Genomic DNA, 22887 nt, shown 5'->3' with positions numbered 1-22887 from the left:
GTATCACAAACGCCACGCCCCCGCCGCCTGGATCAACGCCGCCAGCCGATGTCGTCCCAGAAGTGGCGCCGTGACTCTCTGGCCGCCTCGTGCCGGGTCAGGCCGATGTCGCGCAGTTGGTGATCGCTGAGCTCGAGCAGCTGGCTGCGCTCATGGCGCAGCTGCACCAGACGGTCCATGCGCCGCGCCCAGCGCCATAGCTGCAGAATGAAGCGCAAGCGCCCTCGGGGGCTGGACTCGCGCTGGGTCGGGGCGTCTTCTCGGGCTATCGTTGCCTTCATGTTCATGCTCGTCTTTTCTCCTGTGGATGATGCCATGGAGAAAGTCTCGACGAGGCGTTAGAATCAATCCAACGAATAGTAATTATGCCCACCATCACCCCAGCTGATGGATTGACTCCACAGCCCCCAAGCAATCGCTCGTGGGAAACGACCATGCTCCACACCATCGACCATGAACTGCTGCGTACCTTCGTCGCCATCGTCGACCACGGCGGCTTCACCCGCGCGGCTCAGGCAGTCAATCGCACCCAGTCCGCGGTCAGCATGCAGATCAAGCGACTCGAGGAGGACGTCATCCAGCGTCCGCTGTTCGAACGCCAGGGACGCCAGATGCATCTGACCAGCGAAGGCACCACGCTGCTCGGCTACGCCCGCCGCATCCTTGCGCTGCAAGGTGAGGCGCTCAACATGCTGCGTGAGCCGGACATGGTGGGACGAGTGCGCATCGGTGTGCCCGACGACTTCGTCATGCGCTTTCTGCCGGGCATTCTGAAATCGTTCTCGCAGACCTGGCCGCTGGTGGACGTCGAGGTACAGTGCGCCCCCTCCTCGGAGCTGCTCGGGCGGCAGCAGGGCAGCCTGGATCTGAGCATCGTGACCCGCGAAGTGGGTCAGGAGATCGGCACCATCCTGCGCCGTGAGGAGACGGTCTGGGTAGTGGCGGAGAGCCATCCGGTGCATCGCCAGTCGCCGCTGCCCCTGGCGCTGTTCGAGGAGCCCTGCTTCTGCCGAAGGCACGCCTGCAACGCCCTGACCCGCGCCGGACGACAGTACCGCATCGCCTACTCCAGCCCCAGCCTGGCCACGCTACAGGCGGTGGTGGGCGCCGGGCTCGCCGTCTCCGCGCTGATGAAGAGCCTGGTCACCCCCGGGATGCGCGTGCTGGACGAGACCGACGGCCTGCCTCCGCTGCCGGACGGCTCCATCGTGCTGTTGCGCTCGCCCGAGGCCACCTCACCTGCGGTGGATGGCCTGGCGCAGCATATCGTCGAGGGGTTCAGGTAGCCGCCGGCACGAAGGTCAGTGCCAGGCCGTTGTTGCACCAGCGCAGGCCGGTGGGCTCGGGGCCGTCGCTGAAGACATGCCCCTGATGGCCGCCGCAGCGGGCGCAGTGGTATTCGCGCCGCGGCCAGATCAGGCTGAAATCGAGCTGGCTGAGCAAGTGCCCCTCGATGTGATCGAAGAAGCTCGGCCAGCCGGTGCCGGAGTCGTACTTCATGGCGCTCTCGAACAGCGCCAGATCGCAGCCGGCACAGCGGTACTCCCCATCGCGCCACTCCTTGTCGAGCGGACTCGAAAATGGCGGCTCGGTGCCGTGGTCGCGCAGGATCTCGAACTGCTCGGGCGTGAGGCGCTCGCGCCATTCGTCGCGTGACAGCTCGATTCGCTCCAGGCCCGGCGCCGGCTCGAGGCTGAGCCTCGGGAACCCCCAGCCAACCCCCGGCAGCAGCCAGGCGGCACCACCCGCACCCAGCGCGCCGAGAAAGTGACGACGTTTCATCGGATTTGCCCCCCCCGTGCCTGCCGCAGCATGCCCATGAACGAAACGGGGAAGAGGCACATGCCTCTTCCCCGTTTCAGACCGCTGCAGGAAGCGCGGGTTCAGGTCAGGCTGGGCCCGGCCTTGACGATGGCTTCGCTGACGCCGTCGAACTTCTTGAAGTTGTCGACGAACTTGGCTGCCAGATCGCGCAGCTTGCGGTCATAGGCGGCCTGGTCTTCCCAGGTCTCGCGCGGGTCGAGCAGGCTCGAGTCGACGCCAGGTACCGCAACCGGCACGTCCAGGTTGAGGCCCTCGATGCGCTTGGTCTCGACTTCACGCAGCACGCCGGACTGGATGGCGCTGATGATGGCGCGAGTGGTCGGGATGGAGAAGCGCGAGCCACCTTCACCGTAAGATCCGCCGGTCCAGCCGGTGTTGACCAGGTAGACCTGAGCGTCCTTGGCCTCGACGCGCTTGATCAGCAGGTCGGCATAGACACGTGCCGGGCGCGGGAAGAACGGCGCACCGAAGCAGGTGGAGAAGGTCGCCGACAGGCCTTCGGAAGAGCCCATCTCGGTGGAACCCACCTTGGCGGTGTAGCCGGAGAGGAAGTGGTAGGCCGCCGCCTCCTTGGACAGCACCGACACCGGCGGCAGCACGCCGGACATGTCGCAGGTCAGGAAGATGATGGCGTTGGGTTCGCCGGCACGGTTTTCCGGTACGCGCTTCTCCACGTGCTCCAGCGGATAGGCGGCGCGGGAGTTCTGGGTCAGGCTGTCGTCGGTGTAGTCGGGCTCGCGACGGTCGTCGAGCACCACGTTCTCGAGTACGGTGCCGAACTTGATGGCATTCCAGATGACCGGCTCGTTCTTCTCGGAAAGGTCGATGCACTTGGCGTAGCAGCCGCCCTCGACGTTGAACACGGTGCCGGGGCCCCAGCCATGCTCGTCGTCACCGATCAGGTAGCGTGCCGGGTCGGCGGAGAGCGTGGTCTTGCCGGTGCCGGAAAGGCCGAAGAACAGCGCCGTATTGCCGTCCTCGCCGACGTTGGCCGAGCAGTGCATGGGCAGCACGTCGGAGGCCGGCAGCAGGAAGTTCTGCACCGAGAACATCGCCTTCTTCATCTCGCCGGCGTAGCGCATGCCGGCGATCAACACCTTCTGCTGAGCGAAGTTGATGATCACGGTGCCGTCGGAATTGGTGCCGTCACGGTTCGGGTCGCATTCGAAATGGGGCGCGTTGAGGATGGTCCACTCTTCCTTGGCCGAGGGGTTGTAGCCCTCGGGACGCACGAACATGGTGCGACCGAAGAGGTTGTGCCAGGCCGTCTCGGTGGTCACCCGCACCGGCAGGTAGTGGGTCGGGTCGCTGCCCACGTGGAGTTCGGAAACGAAGCGTTCGCCGCTGTTCAGGTAGTCCTCGACACGCGCCCAGAGAGCATCGAACTTGCCGGCATCGAAGGGACGGTTGACGCTGCCCCAGTCGATGTCGCCGCTGGTGGAAGGCTCGTCGACGATGAAGCGATCCTTGGGCGAACGGCCGGTACGCAGGCCGGTGTTCACCACCAGGGCGCCGTTTGCAGCCAGGTGGCCCTCTCCGCGTGCCACGGCACGCTCGATGAGCTCGGCGCTGCTGAGATTGACGTGTGCTTGAGGAGCGGCTTGGGATGTGGTCATGTCGTTTCCTGGGCCTTGCGGCCTGTTCTCTCTCGTGTGCCAGGCGTCGATACGCCGTTGCGTTGCGTTTCCGATCGTCCCTGTGCGGATGCATGCCGTCTTGTAATGAGGCGATCGGCCATTAAGCGGGCGCCATTATGGCAAAAAGGAAGCCATCAGGAAACGAGAACTTTGACCGAAGTTCTTGTAGTTTTACTACTACATCGAGACATATCGCCGCAGGTTGACGACGCTCGAACTTGTGCATTGCAGCATCGTCAGACGAACGAACGAGACGCCCTCGAGACATCTCGTTCGTCATGTTGGTCAGACGGATCAGTGCAGAGTGGGAGCAGCACCGCCCTGCTCGTGCAGCAACGCCTCGACTTCGCTCTCGCCGAAGCGGTAATGGGTATGGCAGAAGTGACACTGGGTCTCGATCTCGCCCTGCTCGGCCAGCACGTTGCGCAACTCCTCGGCGCCCAGGGTCAACAGCGCTTCGCCGATGCGCTCACGTGAGCAGGTGCAGCCGAAGCGCAGCGCCTTGGGCTCGAACACCCGCACCGTCTCCTCATGGTAGAGACGGTACAACAGCTCACGCTGTTCGAGCCCCAGCAGTTCGTCGTCTTTCAGGGTCTTGGCCAGTTGCACGGTGCGCTCCCAGGCGTCCTCGTCCTGGTTCTGCGACTCGTCCGGCAGGCGCTGCAGCAGCAGCCCGCCGGCACGCTCACCGTCGGCGCGCAGCCACAGCTGGGTGGGCAGCTGCTCGGATTGCGAAAAGTAGGCCTCGAGACAACCCGCCAGACTGTCGTGGTCGAGCGCCACGATACCCTGGTAGCGATTGCCCTCGCGGGGGTCGAGAGTGATGACGATGTGGCCTTCCCCCACCAGCTCGCGAAAGGCCGCCTCGCCCTCCGGCAGGCTGGCATCCTCGGCCAGCCGGGCAATGGCACGCAGCTCGCCGCCGGGATTGGACTCCGCCATCAGCAGCGACAGCGCCCCCTGCCCGCGCACTTCGATGCTGAGGATGCCGTCGAGCTTGACGGTATCGGTGAGCAGCGCGACCGCCGCCAGCAGCTCACCCAGCAGACGGTTGACGGCAGGCGGATAACCGTGCCGGTCGAGCACTTCGCCGTAGGCTCGCTCCAGGGTGACGATTTCGCCACGGACATTGGTGCGTTCGAATAAAAAACGCTGGATCTGATCGCTCATCGTCGGTTCCGGAAAAGTCATTCGTCATGCTGGCGCTGGAAGCGCTGAATGTCCCGACGCTGTTTCTTGTCGGGTCGTTTGAGAGGATGCTGCATGGCCTGATTGGTCAGACGCCGACCTTCGGCTTCGCGCGCCCGGCGCTCGGCGCTCTCGTCGGTCTCGCGGTAGAGCTCGCGGGCCTCGGGGGCGCCGCGGCGCTGGTCGGAGAGCGCCAGGACTTCCACCTCCCAGACGTCCCAGCCCTGGGGTACGCGAATCAGCGCCCCCACTTCCACGTTCTTGCTGGTCTTGGCGCGGCCGCCATTGTAATGCACCTTGCCGCCCTCGATGGCCTTCTTGGCCAGGGCACGGGTCTTGAAGAAGCGGGCGGCCCACAGCCACTTGTCGAGTCTTACGTTATCCACCGACGCCTCCTGTCTCGCCAGGCTTGTCCTTGTCGCCACGTACCTCGGAGGGTAGCGCTTCGGGCAGGATCGTGGCGAAGCGGTCCAGGGCGATGAACTCCTTCAACTCCTTTTCCGGCTGCGTGCTGTCGGGCTGTTTGATACCCAGCAGATGGCGGATGCCGAACTCGCGGGCACTTTCCAGCACCTCGGGGTTGTCGTCGATGAACAGCGTGCGGGCCGGGTCGAAGGGCTCGACGTCCTGCAGCGCGAACCAGAACTCCTGCGCCTCCTTGGGCACGCCGAGATCCGCCGAGGAGACGATGGCGTCCAGGTACTCCTCGAGACCGGTGAGGGGCAGCTTGAGCTCGAGGCTCTCGCGATCGGCGTTGGTGGCCAGCACCACCCTGGGGTGGGCCTGCTTGAGCCACTTGAGGAAGTCCAGCGCGTCGCCGCGCAGGCCGATCAGGTGCTGTATCTCGCGCTTGAGCGCGACGATGTCCACACCCAGCTCCCGGCTCCAGTAGGCCAGGCTGTACCAGTTCAAGGTGCCCTTCTCGCGGATGATCCGCGAGCGCAGCTGCTCCTGCGTGGCCTCGTCGAGGCGATGCAGCTCGACGTAGCGGCGGGGTAGATGCTCCAGCCAGAAGTGGCTGTCGAAGTGAAGGTCGAGCAGTGTGCCGTCCATGTCCAGTAGAACGGTATCGATGGCGCGCCAGTCGATCATGGCGACTCCCGGTAGCATCTGAGCGGTGGAAGGCGTGGTATTGTACCCAAAGGACAATGGCAGCGCATTCCCGGCAGGATGCCATGCCGACGGCCACCTGCACGAAACGGAGTCTTCATGTCAGACAAGCTGCCCCTGCAAAAACCCCAGGTACTCTCCCGCCAGTCGGTGGCACGCAGCCGCCTGTTCCACATCGAGTCGCTGGAGCTGCGCTTCGCCAACGGCGCCGAGCGCACCTTCGAGCGCCTGACCGGCAGCGACCAGGGCGCGGTGATGATCATCGCCATGCCCGACCCCGACCACGTGCTGCTGATTCGCGAGTATGCTGCGGGCTTCGAGGACTACGTGCTGACCCTGCCCAAGGGGCTGGTCGACCCGGGCGAGGACATCGTCACCGCGGCCAATCGCGAACTGATGGAAGAGTGCGGCTTCGGCGCCCGGCGCATCGAACCGCTGGTGGAACTGTCGCTGGCCCCCAACTACATGCGTCACCGCATGCAGGTACTGCTGGCCACCGAACTCTATCCCAAACGCCTGCCGGGCGACGAGCCGGAGCCACTGGTGGTCGAAACCCATGCGCTGGAGGAGCTGCCGGCCCTGCTGATGCGCGACGACTTCCACGAGGCCAGGGCCATCGCCGCGCTGTTCATCGCCCGGGACACCCTGCGCCAGCGCCGTTACGACGAACCACGCCTGGGCTGGTAGCACCTGCTGCCGCATGGGCGATGGCGGCGCTGTTCAGCGTCGCGCTCAGCCGTGGCGATGCAGATGAGGTAGCGTGGCGCCGTTCTCCTTGAAGCGTATCCAGCGACTCTGACGGTAGCTGTCGAGCCCGGCCTCCAGCAGCGTCATGACCTCGATCCCCTCCTCCACGCTGACCGGCGGCGGGCCACCGCCTTCCAGCGCTTCGACGATGCCGGTGTAGTAGGCCAGATAATCTCCCGGCAGGCCGCCGTGCTCGCGACGCACCATGCCCCCCTCGCCGCTTTCGTCGACCAACGTCAGTTGGCCCGGACGCGGATCGATGCCCCAGTCGCGGGCCGGCGTACGCCCCTCGCGCAGCCAGTTCTCCTGCGGGTCACGGCCATACTTGACGAAGCTGCCGCGGGTGCCGTGCAGCGCCAGTTGGGGCGTCGGCTCCGCCACCAGCGAGCTGGCGCGCAGGGTGACCCTGAGTCCGTCGTAATCGAGCAGGGCGTGGAAGTCGTCGTCCACCTCGGCGCCGTCGCGGGCCGCCATCAGGTCGAGCAGTATCGCCCGCGGCATGCCGAACAGCGTGCGGACCTGATCGAGCAGGTGCGAGCCGAGGTCGTACCAGATACCGCTGCCGGGCTTGTGCTGCTCGCGCCAGCGCTCGGCGACTTGCGGGCGAAAGCGGTCGAAGCGCAGCTCCAGCGACACCGGCCGGCCGACGCCCTCCTCCTTCACCAGCGCCTGCAACGTGCGGAAGTTGCTGTCCCAGCGGCGGTTGTGGAACACGCTGACCAGCCGCTCGGCCTTGTCGGCCTCGGCCTTGAGCAGCCGCGCCTCGGAGAGCGACACCGTGAACGGCTTGTCGACCACCAGGTGCTTGCCGGCGGCGAGCGCCGCCTTGCCCAACGCATAGTGGGTAGCGTTGGGGCTGGCCACCACGACCAGATCGATGTCCGGCCGGCTCAGCAACGCCGCCACCTTGGGCAGCACCTCGACGTCGGGCAGTACGGCATGCACTCGCTCGGGTGCACTGCTGACCACGGCCAGCAGTTCGAGGCCCGGCGTGGCCTGGATCAGCGGGGCATGAAAGAAGCGGCCGGCGGTGCCGAAGCCGATCAGGCCGACACCGAAGGTCTGCTTGCGCATGTCGTCGTTCCTTCTTGCTGAGGAGAGCCCAGGACGACGAACCGGGCCTGGGCCCGGTTCGTCGCATACGTCAGTCGAGCTTGCTGAGGTCGCGCACCGCCCCCTTGTCGGCGGAGGTGGCCAGCAGCGCATAGGCCTTGAGCGCGGCCGAGACCTTGCGTACGCGCTGGATGCTGGGCTTCCAGGCCTGACTACCGCGCGCCTCTTCCGCCTCGCGCCGCGCCGCCAGCTCGCTGTCGGAGAGCTTCACGTCGATGCGACGATTGGGAATGTCGATGCGGATGATGTCGCCGCTGCGCACCAGGCCGATGGCGCCGCCCGCAGCCGCCTCGGGTGAGACGTGACCGATGGAGAGGCCCGAGGTGCCGCCGGAGAAGCGACCGTCGGTGAGCAGTGCGCAGGCCTTGCCCAGCCCCTTCGACTTGAGGTACGAAGTGGGATAGAGCATTTCCTGCATGCCCGGACCACCCTTCGGTCCCTCGTAGCGGATGACGACGACCTCGCCCTCCTTCACCTGGCCGGCCAGGATGTGCTCCACCGCCTGGTCCTGGGACTCGACCACGTGGGCCGCCCCCTCGAACACCAGGATGGAGTCGTCGACGCCCGCGGTCTTTACCACGCAGCCGTCCACGGCGATGTTGCCGTAGAGCACCGCAAGGCCCCCCTCCCTGGAGAAGGCGTGTTCGAGGTCGCGGATACAGCCGTTGGCCCGGTCGCCGTCGAGGGTCGGCCAGCGCGCGCTCTGTGAGAACGCCACCTGGGTCGGCACGCCACCGGGGCCGGCCTTGAAGAACTCCACCACTTCGGGCGAGGGATTGCGCATGATGTCCCACTCGTCCAGCGCTTCCTTGAGGCTGTCGCCGTAGACGGTGGGCACGCGGGTATCGAGCACCCCGGCACGATCCAGCTCGCCGAGGATCGCCATGATGCCGCCGGCGCGATGCACGTCCTCGATGTGGTACTTCTGGGTGTTGGGTGCCACCTTGCACAGCTGCGGCACCTCACGCGATAGCCGGTCGATGTCGGCCATGGTGAAGTCGATCTCGGCCTCCTGGGCGGCGGCCAGCAGGTGCAGGATGGTGTTGGTGGAACCGCCCATGGCGATGTCCAGAGTCATGGCGTTCTTGAACGCCGCCTTGGAGCCGATGGCGCGCGGCAGCAAGTGCGCCTCATCGCCCTCGTAGTAGCGCTTGGCCAGCTCGACGATGCGGTGGCCGGCGGTCTCGAACAGGCGGCGGCGGTCGGCATGGGTGGCCAGCACCGTGCCGTTGCCCGGCAGCGCCAGGCCCAGCGCCTCGGTCAGACAGTTCATCGAGTTGGCGGTGAACATGCCGGAGCAGCTGCCGCAGGTGGGGCAGGCGCTGCGCTCCACCTCGGCCAGAGTCTCGTCATCCACCGAGTCGTCGGCGGCCATGACCATGGCGTCGACCAGATCGAGACCGTGATCGAGCAGCTTGGTCTTGCCGGCCTCCATGGGGCCGCCGGAGACGAAGATCACCGGGATGTTGAGGCGCATGGCGGCCATCAGCATGCCGGGAGTGATCTTGTCGCAGTTGGAGATGCACACCAGGGCGTCGGCGCAGTGGGCGTTGACCATGTACTCGACGCTGTCGGCGATGATGTCACGGCTCGGCAGCGAATAGAGCATGCCGTCGTGGCCCATGGCGATGCCATCGTCCACGGCGATGGTGTTGAACTCCTTGGCCACCCCACCGGCCTTCTCGATCTCCCGCGCCACCAGCTGGCCCATGTCCTTGAGGTGCACGTGCCCGGGCACGAACTGGGTAAAGGAGTTGGCCACGGCGATGATCGGCTTGTGGAAGTCCTCGTCCTTCATGCCGGTGGCGCGCCACAGGGCGCGGGCGCCAGCCATGTTGCGGCCGGCGGTGGTGGTACGGGAGCGATATTGGGGCATGGTGTCCTCTTCGTGCGCATTGCGCCATATGGTTCATGCCGTCTCTGCCACCAGCGGGCGGCGACGGTCTAGGTATCGAGTCTGCCCCGATTCTGTCATGCACGAGCCGGGGCGGCTAGACCACGAGGGGATGAGCGTCCGAAAGCGGCTCGGTGCCGTAGAGCACCCAGACGTCCAGCGCCGGGCCCAGCTCCTCGACCTGGCGCAGCTTGTCCGGGTGGGCTTCCAGGGTCTGACGGGCGCAGATACCCGCCTCGAAGCGCCCTTCCAGCAGCCCCTCGGCCACCGCCACGGTGGTGGGCGCGTCGATCTCCTCGGCGAAGCCCGAGAGATCGGTGTAGTAGCGGGTGGCCGGCTGACGCGCCACCTGGCGCGGCGTGGCGAGGTCGCGTTGCGCCAGCAGCACCAGCGGGTGGCTGCCGGCGACGAAGACATCCACAGGAAAGACACGGTGCATGTATCGCCCTACACAGTCGGCGTGGCTGAAGTGGGCCGTGCACTGCAGTACCCGGTCCACCTCGCCCGCCACCAGCGCCGCGAAGGCCGTCGGGAAGTCGTCGTAGAACTTCACCTCGGCCTCGGCCAGACCGCGAGCCTCGAGGTAGCGGCCCAGCACCAGTACATGGTTGTTTCCCTCGGGCCCCAGCGTGGCAACGATCATCTTGTTTTCCTCCAGGAACCCATCTCAAAAGGCGAAGATCACCAGCGCCCCGACAATCACCAGCACCACCCGCAGCCAGGCCGCACGCCGTGCGATCACGCCGTAGGAAATCGCCATCAGGCCCAGCGCGATCTTCACCGCATCGAAGATGGCGCCGAACGGGTCGAAGGCCAGACGAATCACGTCGGGATTGGCGACCATGGCCAGCGGGATGATGTAGAGCCCGATGCCCAGCGCCATGGCCTTCAGCGCCACCTTGAGCCAGTTCTCCCCGACCATGCCGGCGGCGATGAACACCCCGCCGCAGACCGGCGGCGTGATGGTCGAGAGCAGCGCGAACCAGAACACGAACAGGTGCGCCAGCAGCGGCTCGAGGCCCAGCGCGGTGAGTGCGGGCCCCGCCACCGAGACGCAGATCACGTAGGCCGCCGTGGTCGGCACCTCCATGCCCAGCACCAGGCAGGCCAGGGCCGTGAGCAACAGCGCCGGCCACAGCATCTCGTTGGAGAGCGACAGTATCCCGGAGGTGATCTTGACCCCTAGCCCCGTCAGCGAGAGCACCCCGATCACCAGCGAAGCGCAGATGATGATGGCGCCGATCACCGCCACCTGACGTCCTGCAGTGACCATCGCCTCGGCCATTCGCGAGGCGAAGCCGCGCAGGGAGAAGGTGAGCGTCACGTCGAAGAACAGCAGCAGCATGCCGGCGAAGATGGCGATGCTGGCGGCGTACTGCGGTGTGTAGCCGCCGAGGAAGATGCGCTCGAGCAGCAGCACGAAGGGCACGGCGAAGAACAGCGAGGTGATCGCCACCTCCTTGCCGCTGGCGCGGTCCTCCGCTGCCATGGGGCGCAGGTCGTGACGGGTGGCGTAGGCGTTGATGCCCATCCACACGGTAGCGAAGTAGAGGATCGCCGGCAGCAGCGCCGCCGCCATGATCTGGGTGTAGGGTGTGCCGGTGAGCTCCACCATGACGAAGGCGCCCGCCCCCATCAGCGGCGGCATGATCTGTCCGCCCGAGGAGGCCACCGCCTCGACGCCGCCGGCAAGGGTACGCGGATAGCCCAGGCGCACCATGGAGGGAATGGTGATGGCGCCGGTGGAAGCCACGTTGGCCGAGGCGGAGCCGGAGATGGAGCCCATCAGCGCCGAGGAGATCACCGAGACCTTGGCCGCGCCGCCGGTCAGGCGTCCGGCGAAGGCGCTGGCCATGTTCATGAAGCCGCGCCCCGCCTCGCCGGCGTTGAGCACCGCACCGAAGATGACGAAGATCGCCACCACGCCGACGCTGACCCCGGTGAGCGAGCCCCACAGGCCGCTCTCGGCGATGGTCAGGGTGCCGACGAAGCTCTGCATCGGCAGCCCCGGATGACCGAACTGGCCGGGGATGTGCTCACCGAACACCGCGTAGGCCAGCGCCGCCACCGCCACCAGCGGCAGCGGCCAGCCGATGGCACGCCGCGCGGTCTCCAGGGTCAGCACGATCAGGAAGACCCCCAGCGCCATCTGAAAATTGTTGTCGATGAAGCCGTACTGGTTGGCCAGTGCCTCCTCGTTGAAGGCGATGTAGCCGCAGGCGGCGATACCGAGCACCGTCAGCAGCCAGCCGCTCCAGCGCTCGAAGGGGGTGCGGGCGGCCAGGATGAGTATCCACGGCAGCGCCAGCGCCAGGTGAATGGGCCGGCTGACCAGGGCCGGCGTCAGGCCGTAGAAGATCAGCCCGAGATGAAAGCAGACCGTGACGGCGCCGAGCACCACCCAGGCGGGGTGCAGGCGAGGCACGCCCTCGGCGGCGCCGGCCGTCGTTGAAGAAGCGAGTGTCGATAGCATGAAAATGGGGATGCCTTGCGACCGCAGCGGGGGCCTCCCTGCCCTCGCCGTCAGCCGTGGTTAACGCAGCTCGTCGGGAATCTCGATGCCGGCTTCGTCGTAGTAGCGCACAGCACCGGGATGCAGGGTGCCGGCAATGTTGCCGATCATGTCGTGGGTGATGCTGCCCCACCAGGCGGTCTCGTCGGCCATGGCATCGCGACGCTCCCAGAAGGTCTTGGTCAGGGTGTAGGCGGTCTCCTCGTCCATGCCGGTAGTGGTGTAGGCGATCACCGGCAGCGAAGTGGTTTCCACGTCCTGATCGATGCCGGAATAGGTGCCGGCCGGGATGGTCTGGCGCGCCGCGCCGGTCTGCTCGATCTGTTCGTCGGTGAGGCTGACCAGGCTGATCGGCATGCTGGCGGCGGTTTCGATCACGTTGGGCGTGGGAAAGGAGCTGGCCGTGACGAAGGCATCGATCTGACCGTTCTTCAGCGCGTCGGGACCGCTACCGATCTCGGCGTTGGCCACACGCACCTTGTCCAGCATGCCGAACAGTTCCAGGTAGCGCTCCGCCTCGCGCGCGCCGAAGGTGCCGCGGCCGATCAGGACATGCTTGCCTTCGAGATCCTCGAGGCCGATCACGCCCTCATCGCCTGCCGCCACGAAATGCATGGTGATGGAGGGGATCGGGAACAGACCGCGAATCTCCTGGAAGCGCGGGCTCTGACGTTCGGCGAACGGTCCCTCGCCGGCCATGGCCTGATCGACCAGGCCGGGCGGCGTGGTGAACACGTAGTTGCCCTGGCGCGCCATCACTTCCATGACGTTCTGCACCGAGCCCTGGCTCTCCTCCAGGGTCAGCACGACTTCGCCCCCGGTACCGCGACGTATCGCTTCGGAGAGCTCGACCCCCATCTGATAGTAAGCGGTGCCCGCCGAGGCGGACTTGTAGGTGACCCGGGTTTCGGCCTGGGCGGAAAGCGCAGTGGCACCCAGCAGTACGGCCGTGGCCGTGGCCAGCAGGGTGCGGGGGAAGGTGAGCTTGCGGTTTGACATCGGTCTCTCCCTTATGGCGTCCAGCATCGCGGCGCGATGGCTCGTGTGTTTTGTTGTAGTGGTCGATTCGTTATAAAGAAATGTCGTGCAAACGTCTATAATGCCGATTTTTTCCAGCGAAGAATACCTAGGACATGACATGCGAATCACGGCCGTACTGGGCGCCACCGGGGGAATCGGCAGCGCCGTCGTGGGCAAGATGCTGGAGGCGGGCAATTTCGTCTATCTGCTAGATCACGCCAGCACGGAAGCGCGAGCCAGCGCCCTGCTCGATGAATGGCCGAATCAATCTGCCTTTCTTGCCTGCGACCTGGCCGAACCGGCCAGCATCGAGGCGGCCTTCTCCCGTATCGCGGCCCATGGCACGGGTCTCGATGCCTGTATCAATGCTGCCGGGGTAATTCGCCGCGGGCGCTTCATCGAGGTGCCGAGGGAAGAGCTCGGGGAGATGCTGCAGGTCAACGTCGGCGGCGCCTATCTGGCGCTGCAGGCCGCCGCCAGGTTGATGATGGAGGGTAACGGCGGACGCCTGGTCATCCTCGCCTCGGCCCATGGCTTGCGCACTACCGCCGAGCGCTCGGCCTACGCCATGTGCAAGGGCGCCATGCTGGCCCTCGCCCGGGCGCTGGCGGTGGAACTCGGCCCCCACGGCATCCTGGTCAACGCCGTGGCACCCGGCCCGGTGAGCGCCGGCATGCAGGACGCCGAGTCCGAGTCACGCCGGCGCTGGCAGGCGGCCACCCCGCTCGGCCGGGTGGCCACCGCCGAGGAAGTGGCCGCGGCCGTGGCCTTCCTGGCCTCGGCCGAGAACACCTTCGTCAACGGCGAGACCCTTGTCGTGGATGGTGGCGCCAACGCTGCCATGTAGAGAGCGCCGACGCCACGACGTCAGATACCGAAAGCGACCCTGGCCACGTCCTTGTAGCGCTTGGCGAAGTGCACCGTCATGCCCTCCTTGAGGAAGTCGGGCAGTTCGTCGTAGTCGCGGCGGTTGGCCTCCGGCAGGATCACCTCGAAGATCTTGCTGCGCCGCGCGGCGATGATCTTCTCGCGAATGCCGCCGACCGGCAGCACCTGGCCGGTGAGGGTCAGCTCGCCGGTCATCGCCAACGGCCGGCCAATGGCCTGATGCCGTGCCAGCGACAGCAGCGCCGTGGTCATGGTCACCCCGGCCGAGGGGCCATCCTTGGGCGTGGCACCTTCCGGCACGTGCAGATGCACGAAGGCCGAATCGAAGAAGTCGGGATCGACGCCGTACTCGGCGAGATGGCCCAGAGTGTAGCTGTAGGCGATGTTGGCCGACTCCTGCATCACCTCGCCGAGCTTGCCGGTGAGCTTGAAGCCGCGGGTCAGCGAGTGCACCTTGCCGGCTTCCACCGGCAGCGTGGCGCCGCCCATCGAGGTCCAGGCCAGCCCGGTGACCACCCCCTCCCCCTTGAGCACCTGCTCCTGACGGAACAGCGGAGCACCGAGAAACTCCTCGAGGTTCTTGACCGAAATGCGCACCGAGGCCTGATCGCCCTCCAGCAGCTTGACCGCCGACTTGCGCACGATGCTATGCAGCTGCTTCTCGAGCTGACGCACGCCGGCCTCGCGGGCGTAGCCCTCGATCACCTGGCGCAGGGCTGCATCCGTGAGATTGATGCGCTTGCGCGGAATATTGTCGCGCGCCAGCAGCTTCGGCCACAGGTGATGCTTGGCGATGGCCACCTTCTCTTCGGCGATGTAGCCCGAGAGACGGATCTGCTCCATGCGGTCGAGCAGCGGCCCCGGGATCGAATCGAGGGTGTTGGCGGTACACACGAACAGCACCTTGGAGAGGTCCAGGCGCACGTCGAGATAATGATCGAGGAAGTCGACGTTCTGCTCGGGATCGAGCACCTCGAGCAGAGCCGAGGCCGGGTCGCCCTGAAACGACTTGCCCAGCTTGTCGATCTCGTCGAGCATGATCACCGGGTTCTCGACCTCGACCTCCTTGAGCGCCTGCACCAGCTTTCCGGGCATGGCACCGATGTAGGTGCGCCGGTGGCCCTTGATCTCGGCCTCGTCGCGCATGCCGCCCACCGAGAAGCGATAGAACTCCCGGCCCAGCGCCTCGGCGATGGAGCGGCCCACGGAGGTCTTGCCCACCCCGGGCGGGCCGACCAGCAGCAGGATGGAGCCACCCACGTCGCCCTTGAAGGTGCCCTCGGCGAGGAACTCGATGATGCGCTCCTTGACGTCCTTGAGGCCGTCGTGGTCGCGGTCGAGTACCGTCCGGGCATGGGTCAGGTCGAGCTGATCCTGGCTGCGCACGCCCCACGGCATCGAGGTGAGCCAGTCGAGGTAGTTGCGCGTGGTGCCGTACTCCGGCGAGCCGGTCTCCAGCACCGAGAGCTTGTCGAGTTCCTCTTCGATGCGGGTCAGCACCTTGGGCGGCACGACGAGGCCCTCGAGACGGTCGCGGAAGGTGTCGACGTCGTTCTCGCGGTCGTCCTTGGAGATGCCCAGCTCGCGCTGGATCACCTTGAGCTGCTCGCGCAGAAAGAACTCGCGCTGACGCTCCTGCATCTGGGCGTTGACCTGCTCGCTGATCTCGGTCTGCAGTTGGGCGACGTCGATCTCCTTGCGCAGCAGCGGCAGCACCTTCTCCATGCGCGCCTGCACCGGCAGCGTCTCCAGCACGGTCTGTAGTTCACGCCCCTTGGCCGAGGTGATGGCGGCAGCGAAGTCGGTCAGCGGTCCCGGCTCATGGGGGCTGAAGCGGTTGAGATAGTGCTTGAGCTCCTCACCGTAGAGCGGGTTGATCGGCAGCAGTTCCTTGATGCCGTTGATGATCGCCATGGCATAGGCGCGGGTCTCGTCCTCGTCGGCCTTGACCGGCTCTCGCGGATAGCTGACCTCTACCAGATAGGGCGGCTTCTTCGACAGCCAGCGCTGGATACGGAAGCGGCGCAGACCCTGGGCGATGAACTGCAGCTGCCCCTCCTCGCCGTGCATCTTGTGCACCTTGACGGCGGTGCCGATCTCGGGGAAATGATCGTGGCCGAGCTCGTCGACCGAGGTGTCGCCGACGAAGGCAACGCCCAAGGTGTGGTGGGGCGTGTTGCCGACCCGGCGCATGGTCTCTTCCCAGCGTTCGCGGTTGATCACCAGCGGCTGGACCTGGGCCGGAAAGAACGGGCGGTTGTGGATCGGCAGCAGATAGATACGCTCGGGCAGGTAGTCGCTCGCCGGCACCACGGCGTGGTTGGCGACCTCGTCCATTTCACCGTCGGACCCCAGCGCCTCGTCGGATTCCCTTCGCGCCTGCCAGCTGTGCTCGTCCTGATCGTGTTCGCTCATGAAGATCTCATCCTGAAGCTGTTGAAGCCGGATTGTTCACTGCCCTGTGGAATGCGGGCAGCATAGTCGAACTTCAAGTCGAGCGAGCGATCGGGACGGCGGTTAACGCCATAAAGGTGGCAACGGACGACTGTTGACACGCACCTGACCACGGCCGATGTCGATCTCCAGCGTGCGCGTATCCAGCGGCAACCCGAGCCACAGCGCCACCACGGTAGGCAGCTCGTACCAGGTGAAGTCGCCATCGAGGCGCCGGCGCCAGCGCGCCTTGACGGTGGGCTCGTCGAGGCCGAGCAGGCTCAGCTCTTCGAGCCGGCGACCGTCGAAGAACAGCGAGCCGTCGACCCGGGCCGACAGCCCCAGCATCGGACTGTCCAGCTCCAGGCGCTGCAGGTCGAGACGCGGCGAGTCCTGCAATACCGCCAGCAGATAAGGCTCGAGCTCACTCAGCAGCGCTTTTTGCTTCATGCCATGGTGCCCACTGGCAGCCAGTTTGCGCAAACGCAGCATGCTGCTGCGAATCGCATCGGCGTTGAAGCGCGAAAGCTCCACGTCCACCTGACCGGTCAACAGCACCTGCTCCGCGGTATGGATCTCGCCCAGGTCCAGCGCCAGCTGCATCCTCAGCTCCTGCTCGTCCAGCGAGGTGCGGTTCGACAGACGGATACCGTTCGCATCGAGCCTGAGCTGAGGCTGATGCCAGACGAGCGACTCGATCTGCAGTCGGTCTTCCTGGGTGAAGGAGTGCGCGTCTTCGGTATAGGCGTACTGGCTGTTGATGATGGCCGGTCCCACCTCCAGGCGAGCCGCGCCGTCACTGAGCGACCAGGAGTCGAGATGGGCACGCATGCGCCAGTTGCCCTGCTCGCCGCTGAAGCGCAGCCTGCCGCCGCCGAAGACGAGCTCGCGCTCCTGCTGAGTGATGCGCAGCGGCGCCAGCTGCAGCCCGCCTTCCAGGGTGCCGGTCAGGGAGTGATAGCTGGCCTCCCAGAGGGGAGGAGAAGTGGCCAGGGAGTCGCCGAAGAGATGCACGGCATTGGGGCCGTGGCGCAGCATCGCCTCGCCATCCAGGTGAGTGCTGAGCACACCATGGCGGGCACGATAGGTCAGCTCCAGCTGCCACAGATGGCCGAACAGCGGCGCCACATAGATGCGTCCGGAAGAGGACCACCAGCCCTGCTCCACCTCGACCCGTTCGATGTCGATCTCCCCCCGCGCCTCCAGATCGGCGAGGGTGCGCGCCATCTCACGTTCGAACAGCCAGCTCGATACCGCCTGCGCACTCAACCAGGCGAGCAGCAGCACGACCAGCAATGGGACGATGAGACGTTCCTTGCGCATAGCTTCGCCTCCCTGTGGTGATACATGCGCCAGACCGGTTAACCGTACACGGAATGTAAGCTAGTGCAACCAGAGCCACAGGTGCATGGTACTCCAGGCGTAGATACCGGCAAGAACGTCATCGATCATGATGCCGAACCCGCCCGCCACGCGCCTGTCGGCCCAGCGGATCGGCCAAGGTTTGAAGACGTCGAAGATACGAAACAGCACGAACCCCCACAGCGCCGCTTCCCAGGAGAACGGCACTGCTGCCATGGTGATCCAGTAGCCGACGAATTCGTCCCACACGATACCGGAATGATCGTGCACGCCGAGGTCGCGCGAGGTCTTGTCGCACAACCAGACGCCCACCACGAAGGCGACCGCCACCAGGGTCAGGTACCAGCCCAGCGGCAGCTCGGAGAGCAGCCAGTAGAAGGGAATCGCCGCCAGCGTACCGAAGGTGCCCGGCGCCCAGGGCACCCCGCCGCTGCCCAGGCCGAAGGCGAAGAAGTGGACGGGGCGCCGCCAGACGCTCGGTGGGCAGCGGTTCATGGCGCGCCTCCCGGGAAGTGCTGCCAGCCATGGGCCCCGCCGAGGTCGACGCCCCTCACACCCGGCTCGGCGCTGACGCTGCCGATCGGGGTCAGTGCCAGCCCCTGCGCCGCCAGCCGCCGGCGTGCCTCGTCGAGCCTCTCACCCGGCAGGCTGACCAGCAGCTCGTAGTCGTCGCCGCCACACAGCGCGGCGCGATAGGCGGCCGCCATCCCCAGGGCCTCACTCAAACCTGTCGCCAAGGGCAGTGCCTCGGGCTCCAACTGCGCCCCGACGCCGGAGGCTGCCAGCACATGCTCGAGGTCGGCCAGCAGGCCGTCGGATACGTCGATGGCGGCATGCACCAGGCCACGCAGCGCCACACCGGCCGCGAGCCGCGGAGTCGGCTTGAGATAGCGGGTCAGCAGCGGGTGGCCGAGGTCGCGCTCGCCGCGTTGCCACAGCGCCAGCCCCCCTGCCCCACCGCCCAGGGCACCGGTCACGGCCAGGGTGTCGCCGGGACGCGCACCGCCGCGAGTCAACGCCTCGCCCGCCGGCACTTCGCCCATCACCGTCACGCCGATGGCCAGTTGCCCCCGCGTCACGTCGCCGCCCACCAGGGCGGTATTGCTGGTCTCGCACAGCGCATGAAACCCTCGAGCAAACTGCGCCAGCCAGGTTTCGTCGTTGTGCTCCAGCGCCAGCGCCATGAGGCACCAGCGCGGTTCCGCGCCCATCGCCGCCAGATCGCTGAGACTCACCGCCAAAGCCCGATAGCCGATCGCCTCGGCCGGGGCATCGGCGGGAAAGTGCACGTTGACTACCGAGGTGTCGACGCTGACCGCCAGTTGCCGCCCCGGACGCGGGGCGAGCAGCGCGCAATCGTCGCCCACGCCCAGCGGCACGCCGGCGTCGGGGCCGGGTGCAGCGGGAGCGAGATGGCGGGCGATCAGTTCGAATTCACTGGCCACCGGGGCACCTTCAGCCGCGACGTGCCCTGACCTCGGCGCTACGCAACCGGGCGGCCAGCTTGTCGAGGATGCCATTGACGTATTTGTGGCCATCGGTGGCGCCAAAGGACTTGGCGAGCTCGACGCCCTCGTTGATCGCCACGCGGTAAGGCACGTCAAGCCGGCGACTCAGCTCATAGGCGCCCAGGCGCAGAATGGCCAGTTCGATGGGGTCGAGCTCCACCAGGCGGCGGTCGAGCAACGGCGAGATGGCGGCATCCAGCTCCTCGCGGAAGCGCACCACGTTGTGCAGCAGCTCATGGAACAGGGCCAGATCGGCGATCTGCATCACCTTGGCCCAGTTCTCGTGATCCTCGAGATCGTCGTCGGGCTGCTGGCTGCGAAACTCCGCCTCGATGGCAGTGGTCGACTTGCCTGTCATGTGCCACTGATAGAGCCCCTGAACCGCCAGTTCACGGGCTGCTCGCCGCGCTTGCTGTCCCGCGGACGGGGGGCGTTGCGGGCGCGATGCACTCATGAAGCGTCTCCGTTCTGGTCGCCGAAGCCGCGCAGCAGGGAAACCATTTCCATGGCGGCCATGGCCGCTTCGGCGCCCTTGTTGCCGGCCTTGGTGCCGGAGCGCTCGATGGCCTGCTCGATGGAGTTGACCGTCAGCACACCGTTGGCGATGGGGGTGTCGAATTCGAGCTGCAGGTTACCCAGCGCCGCATTGCAGCCGCCCGCCACGTATTCGAAGTGGGGCGTGCCGCCGCGGATCACCGCCCCCAGGGCGATCACCGCGTCGGGGCGCGCCACCTGCAGGGCTCGCTTGACTGCCAGCGGCAGTTCCCAGGCACCGGGCACGTGGACGATGTCGATGTTCTCGGCGTCCACGCCATGGCGCACCAGGCTGTCCACGGCGCCCTCGACGAGGCTGTCGACCACATGGTGATTGAAGCGGCCCACCACGATCACGTAGCGCCCATCGACGTCGACGAAGTTGCCTTCCAGTTGAGACAGGGTATGCATTGCTAGTTCCTGATGAATATGGTCCTGCTGAAAACGGTATCTATCCCGCTGAAGCCGAGCGAGCCGGCAACCCGTGCCGGCCTTGATCCTGGCGCGCCGCTCAGCCTTCGGCGTCGCTTTCCTGCCCGCCCGGTGCAATCAGCTCGACCACTTCCAGGTCGAAGCCGGAGAGCGCCGAGAACTTCCACGGCGAGCTGAGCAAGCGCATGCGCCCCACGCCGAGATGGCGCAGAATCTGCGAGCCGGTACCGATGGTGAGGTAGTTGCCGGCACCGTCGGAGTCGCTGGTGCGCGGCAGGCGGCGACGCTCCAGGAAGACTTCGAACTGATCGCGGAAGTCCTGGTGCGGGCGGCCATCGTCGAGCAGCACGAACACGCCATGCTCGACCCGGGCGATCTCTTCCAGCGCGCTGTGAGTCGTCCAGTTGCGGCTCTCACTCTTCTGCAACCCCAGCAGGTCGCGCATGGTATCGGCCAGGTGTACCCGTACCGTGGTCAGGGTTTCCGGCGTCGGATGTCCCTTCACCAGCGCCACGTGGTGAGCGTTCTGGATGCGGTCGTGGAAGACGTGCAGGGTCAGCTTACCCACTGCCGTGTCGACCAGGGTGGACTCCACCGGCTCGACGGTCTGCTCGTTGTGGATGCGGTAGTGGATCAGATCGGCGATGGTGCCCATCTTGAGGCCGTGCTCGGCGGCGAAGCGCTCCAGCTCCGGGCGCCGCGCCATGCTGCCGTCGTCGTTCATGATCTCGCAGATCACGCCGCTGGGGTCGAAGCCGGCCAGGGCGGCGAGATCGCAGGCCGCCTCGGTGTGGCCGGCGCGGCGCAGCACGCCGCCGGGCTCGGCCATCAGCGGGAAGATGTGGCCGGGCTGCACGATATCCTCGGCACGGGCATTGCGCGCGGCGGCCACTTGCACGGTGCGCGCGCGGTCGGCGGCGGAGATGCCGGTGGTGACGCCTTCCGCGGCCTCGATGGAGAGCGTGAACTTGGTGCCGAAGCCGGAGCCGTTGTCGCTGACCATCAGTGGCAGCTTGAGGCGTTCGCAGCGCTCGCGGGTCATCGGCATGCAGATCAGGCCACGCGCGTGGCGCGCCATGAAGTTGATATGCTCGGCCTCGACCTTCTCCGCGGCCATGATGATATCGCCTTCATTCTCGCGATCCTCATCATCCATGAGAATCACCATCTTGCCCTGACGGATGTCCTCGATCAGGTCCTCGATGGGAGCCAGGCCCGTTTGGGAAGATTGCACGCTGGAATCTCCGAATGTTCGAACGACTTCATGGGCGATAGTGCACTGCAGCAAGGCAATGTCGCCAAATCGCACCACGTTGAATGGGCGTCAGAGTACATTGGCGCGGCTTCGGGCGCCAGTAGTGAGCACATTGGCGCGGCTTCGGGCGCCAGTAGTGCGCACATTGGCGCACCCCCCACAAGCGGACAGCTCCGGGACGAGGCCGCCGGGGAGGCGCTGTGAATCCTTCCCTGGACGCTATTTTTTCCATCCCTGGAAAAAAACCTCCCCGGCGCCTGCCCCAGAGCTGATTAAGCAGTCACTCCTGCCTTCGCTCCGGTCGCGCGGTGATCCGCCAGTCGCGGCCCACCGCGCGCATGTCGAGAATCTCCAGCGGACGCTGCTGGGCCATGCGCGTCAACCCCGGCAGGGCAAACAGCGGGCGCGCCTCGCCACCCAGCAGGGTCGGTGCGACGAACAGCTGCATCTCGTCGACCAGACCGGCGTCCAGCATGGCGCCGGCGAGCGTGGCCCCGGTTTCCAGCAGCAGCTCGTTGACCAGCTCCTGCTCGGACAGGTAGCGCAGCAATGCGGCCAGATCGACGCGACCGTCGTCACCGCTCGGCAGCACCAGCACTTCGGCACCGGCCGCCTCGAGCCGCGCGCGACGCTCGGGGTCATATCCCGATACGGTAGCCACCAGGGTACGCCCCGGCTCACGCAGGCAGGCGGCTGCCTGGGGCAGCCGCAGTTGGGTATCGACCACCACGCGCAGCGGCTGACGCCCGGCAATGACCTCGGCCTCGTCGAGGCCGAGCTGCGCCGCCCGCACCGTGAGCCGCGAGTTGTCGAAGATGATCGAGTCGACGCCGGTCATGATCGCGCTGGCGCTGGCCCGCAGCCGCTGCACTTCCGCTCGTGCGTGGGGCCCGGTGATCCACTGGGACTCCCCCGACTGCATGGCGGTGCGGCCATCCAGGCTCATGGCCATCTTCAGGCGCACGAAGGGGCGCCGACGGGTCATACGCGAGATGAAGCCGGGGTTGAGCGCTAGCGCCTCCGCTTCGAGCAGCCCCACCGTGACCTCGATGCCCGCCTCGCGCAGCATGGCGATGCCCCGCCCCGCCACTTCGGGGTTGGGATCCTGCATGGCCACCACCACCCGTTTGACGCCGGCTTCGATCAACGCCACGGCGCAGGGGCCGGTGCGGCCATGATGGGAGCAGGGTTCCAGGGTCACGTATGCGGTGGCGCCGCGAGCGGCCGCCTGCGCCATGTTCAGCGCATGCACCTCGGCATGGGGTTCTCCGGCACGCACGTGCCAGCCCTCACCGACCACCCTCCTGTTCTTGACCAGCACGCAGCCCACCCGTGGGTTGGGGTGGGTGGTGTAGCGGCCGCGGCGGGCGAGTTGCAGCGCTCGTGCCATCCATGCGGCATCGGTCGGCTTGGCCATGCTCTCCTCGTTC

The 22887-nt window shown here is 66.5% G+C and carries 22 protein-coding genes; 3 read left to right on the top strand and 19 right to left on the bottom strand.

Features of this window, described 5'->3' with window-relative positions:
• Nucleotides 1-32: 32 nt before the first annotated feature.
• On the bottom strand, nt 33-287 hold the full coding sequence (locus tag C4S71_RS22580) for a DUF1127 domain-containing protein (RefSeq protein ID WP_235014187.1): 255 nt from the start codon (nt 285-287) through the stop codon (nt 33-35).
• A gap of 147 nt (nt 288-434) precedes the next feature.
• On the opposite strand from C4S71_RS22580, the gene C4S71_RS04280 reads away from it, so the two are divergent.
• Nucleotides 435-1286: a LysR substrate-binding domain-containing protein gene (locus C4S71_RS04280; RefSeq protein ID WP_103968307.1), complete on the top strand. Its 852-nt coding sequence runs from the start codon at nt 435-437 to the stop codon at nt 1284-1286.
• On the opposite strand, the gene msrB is transcribed toward C4S71_RS04280, so the two are convergent.
• The 5 genes from msrB to yrfG all read right to left on the bottom strand — a co-directional run bounded on the left by msrB (nt 1279) and on the right by yrfG (nt 5741).
• Nucleotides 1279-1782, bottom strand: a complete 504-nt coding sequence (msrB, locus tag C4S71_RS04275; RefSeq protein WP_086509440.1) for a peptide-methionine (R)-S-oxide reductase MsrB — start codon at nt 1780-1782, stop codon at nt 1279-1281. The genes C4S71_RS04280 and msrB overlap by 8 nt on opposite strands.
• Nucleotides 1783-1883: 101 nt before the next feature.
• A complete protein-coding gene (locus C4S71_RS04270; RefSeq protein WP_103968306.1) occupies nt 1884-3440 on the bottom strand; it encodes a phosphoenolpyruvate carboxykinase in 1557 nt (518 codons plus the stop codon).
• A 315-nt stretch (nt 3441-3755) separates the two neighbouring features.
• Entirely contained in the window at nt 3756-4631 is an 876-nt protein-coding gene (hslO, locus tag C4S71_RS04265) for an Hsp33 family molecular chaperone HslO (RefSeq protein ID WP_086509438.1), read from the bottom strand.
• Between the two features lie 17 nt (nt 4632-4648).
• Nucleotides 4649-5035 (bottom strand): ribosome-associated heat shock protein Hsp15, encoded by a 387-nt coding sequence (gene hslR, locus C4S71_RS04260; RefSeq protein ID WP_010627187.1) that lies wholly within the window; start codon nt 5033-5035, stop codon nt 4649-4651.
• Nucleotides 5028-5741, bottom strand: a complete 714-nt coding sequence (gene yrfG, locus C4S71_RS04255) for a GMP/IMP nucleotidase (RefSeq protein ID WP_086509437.1) — start codon at nt 5739-5741, stop codon at nt 5028-5030. The genes hslR and yrfG overlap by 8 nt, the downstream gene beginning before the upstream one ends.
• Before the next feature lie 117 nt (nt 5742-5858).
• On the opposite strand from yrfG, the gene nudE reads away from it, so the two are divergent.
• Nucleotides 5859-6446: an ADP compounds hydrolase NudE gene (gene nudE / locus C4S71_RS04250; protein ID WP_010627185.1), complete on the top strand. Its 588-nt coding sequence runs from the start codon at nt 5859-5861 to the stop codon at nt 6444-6446.
• A 45-nt stretch (nt 6447-6491) separates the two neighbouring features.
• On the opposite strand, the gene C4S71_RS04245 is transcribed toward nudE, so the two are convergent.
• The 5 genes from C4S71_RS04245 to C4S71_RS04225 all read right to left on the bottom strand — a co-directional run bounded on the left by C4S71_RS04245 (nt 6492) and on the right by C4S71_RS04225 (nt 13024).
• On the bottom strand, nt 6492-7580 hold the full coding sequence (locus tag C4S71_RS04245) for an oxidoreductase (protein WP_103968305.1): 1089 nt from the start codon (nt 7578-7580) through the stop codon (nt 6492-6494).
• 70 nt (nt 7581-7650) lie between these two features.
• Entirely contained in the window at nt 7651-9495 is a 1845-nt protein-coding gene (gene ilvD / locus C4S71_RS04240; protein ID WP_103968304.1) for a dihydroxy-acid dehydratase, read from the bottom strand.
• A gap of 115 nt (nt 9496-9610) precedes the next feature.
• On the bottom strand, nt 9611-10156 hold the full coding sequence (locus C4S71_RS04235) for a hypothetical protein (RefSeq protein ID WP_103968303.1): 546 nt from the start codon (nt 10154-10156) through the stop codon (nt 9611-9613).
• A gap of 24 nt (nt 10157-10180) precedes the next feature.
• Nucleotides 10181-11986, bottom strand: coding sequence for a TRAP transporter permease (locus C4S71_RS04230; protein WP_086509432.1), 1806 nt, complete (start codon nt 11984-11986; stop codon nt 10181-10183).
• Nucleotides 11987-12046: 60 nt separating this feature from the next.
• Nucleotides 12047-13024, bottom strand: coding sequence for a TAXI family TRAP transporter solute-binding subunit (locus C4S71_RS04225; protein ID WP_086509431.1), 978 nt, complete (start codon nt 13022-13024; stop codon nt 12047-12049).
• Between the two features lie 139 nt (nt 13025-13163).
• Here C4S71_RS04225 and C4S71_RS04220 point away from each other — a divergent pair, with 139 nt between their 5' ends.
• Nucleotides 13164-13892, top strand: coding sequence for an SDR family NAD(P)-dependent oxidoreductase (locus tag C4S71_RS04220; protein ID WP_160113353.1), 729 nt, complete (start codon nt 13164-13166; stop codon nt 13890-13892).
• 20 nt (nt 13893-13912) lie between these two features.
• Here the strand turns inward: C4S71_RS04220 and lon are convergent, their stop codons facing one another.
• From lon to ribD, 8 genes are all read right to left on the bottom strand, one after another.
• Nucleotides 13913-16348, bottom strand: coding sequence for an endopeptidase La (gene lon / locus C4S71_RS04215; RefSeq protein WP_086509429.1), 2436 nt, complete (start codon nt 16346-16348; stop codon nt 13913-13915).
• A gap of 102 nt (nt 16349-16450) precedes the next feature.
• Complete coding sequence (locus C4S71_RS04210; protein WP_086509428.1) at nt 16451-17689, bottom strand: DUF945 family protein; 1239 nt, start codon at nt 17687-17689, stop codon at nt 16451-16453.
• Nucleotides 17690-17749: 60 nt separating this feature from the next.
• A complete protein-coding gene (locus C4S71_RS04205) occupies nt 17750-18223 on the bottom strand; it encodes a phosphatidylglycerophosphatase A family protein (protein WP_010627176.1) in 474 nt (157 codons plus the stop codon).
• Entirely contained in the window at nt 18220-19173 is a 954-nt protein-coding gene (gene thiL / locus C4S71_RS04200; RefSeq protein WP_176342811.1) for a thiamine-phosphate kinase, read from the bottom strand. The genes C4S71_RS04205 and thiL overlap by 4 nt, the downstream gene beginning before the upstream one ends.
• Before the next feature lie 10 nt (nt 19174-19183).
• Complete coding sequence (gene nusB / locus C4S71_RS04195; RefSeq protein ID WP_086509426.1) at nt 19184-19690, bottom strand: transcription antitermination factor NusB; 507 nt, start codon at nt 19688-19690, stop codon at nt 19184-19186.
• Nucleotides 19687-20181 carry a 6,7-dimethyl-8-ribityllumazine synthase gene (gene ribH, locus C4S71_RS04190; RefSeq protein ID WP_086509425.1) on the bottom strand — a complete coding sequence of 165 codons (495 nt, stop codon included), beginning with the start codon at nt 20179-20181 and terminating at the stop codon, nt 19687-19689. The genes nusB and ribH overlap by 4 nt, the downstream gene beginning before the upstream one ends.
• 100 nt (nt 20182-20281) lie before the next feature.
• Complete coding sequence (gene ribBA, locus C4S71_RS04185; protein WP_086509424.1) at nt 20282-21436, bottom strand: bifunctional 3,4-dihydroxy-2-butanone-4-phosphate synthase/GTP cyclohydrolase II; 1155 nt, start codon at nt 21434-21436, stop codon at nt 20282-20284.
• 301 nt (nt 21437-21737) lie between these two features.
• Nucleotides 21738-22874: a bifunctional diaminohydroxyphosphoribosylaminopyrimidine deaminase/5-amino-6-(5-phosphoribosylamino)uracil reductase RibD gene (gene ribD / locus C4S71_RS04180; protein WP_086509423.1), complete on the bottom strand. Its 1137-nt coding sequence runs from the start codon at nt 22872-22874 to the stop codon at nt 21738-21740.
• Nucleotides 22875-22887: the final 13 nt, after the last annotated feature.

It is taken from the genome of Billgrantia desiderata, assembly GCF_900108215.1.
GTDB lineage: Bacteria > Pseudomonadota > Gammaproteobacteria > Pseudomonadales > Halomonadaceae > Halomonas > Halomonas desiderata.
The sequence above is the reverse complement of the archived record's forward strand: the minus strand, read 5'-3'. Positions and strand labels throughout refer to the sequence as shown.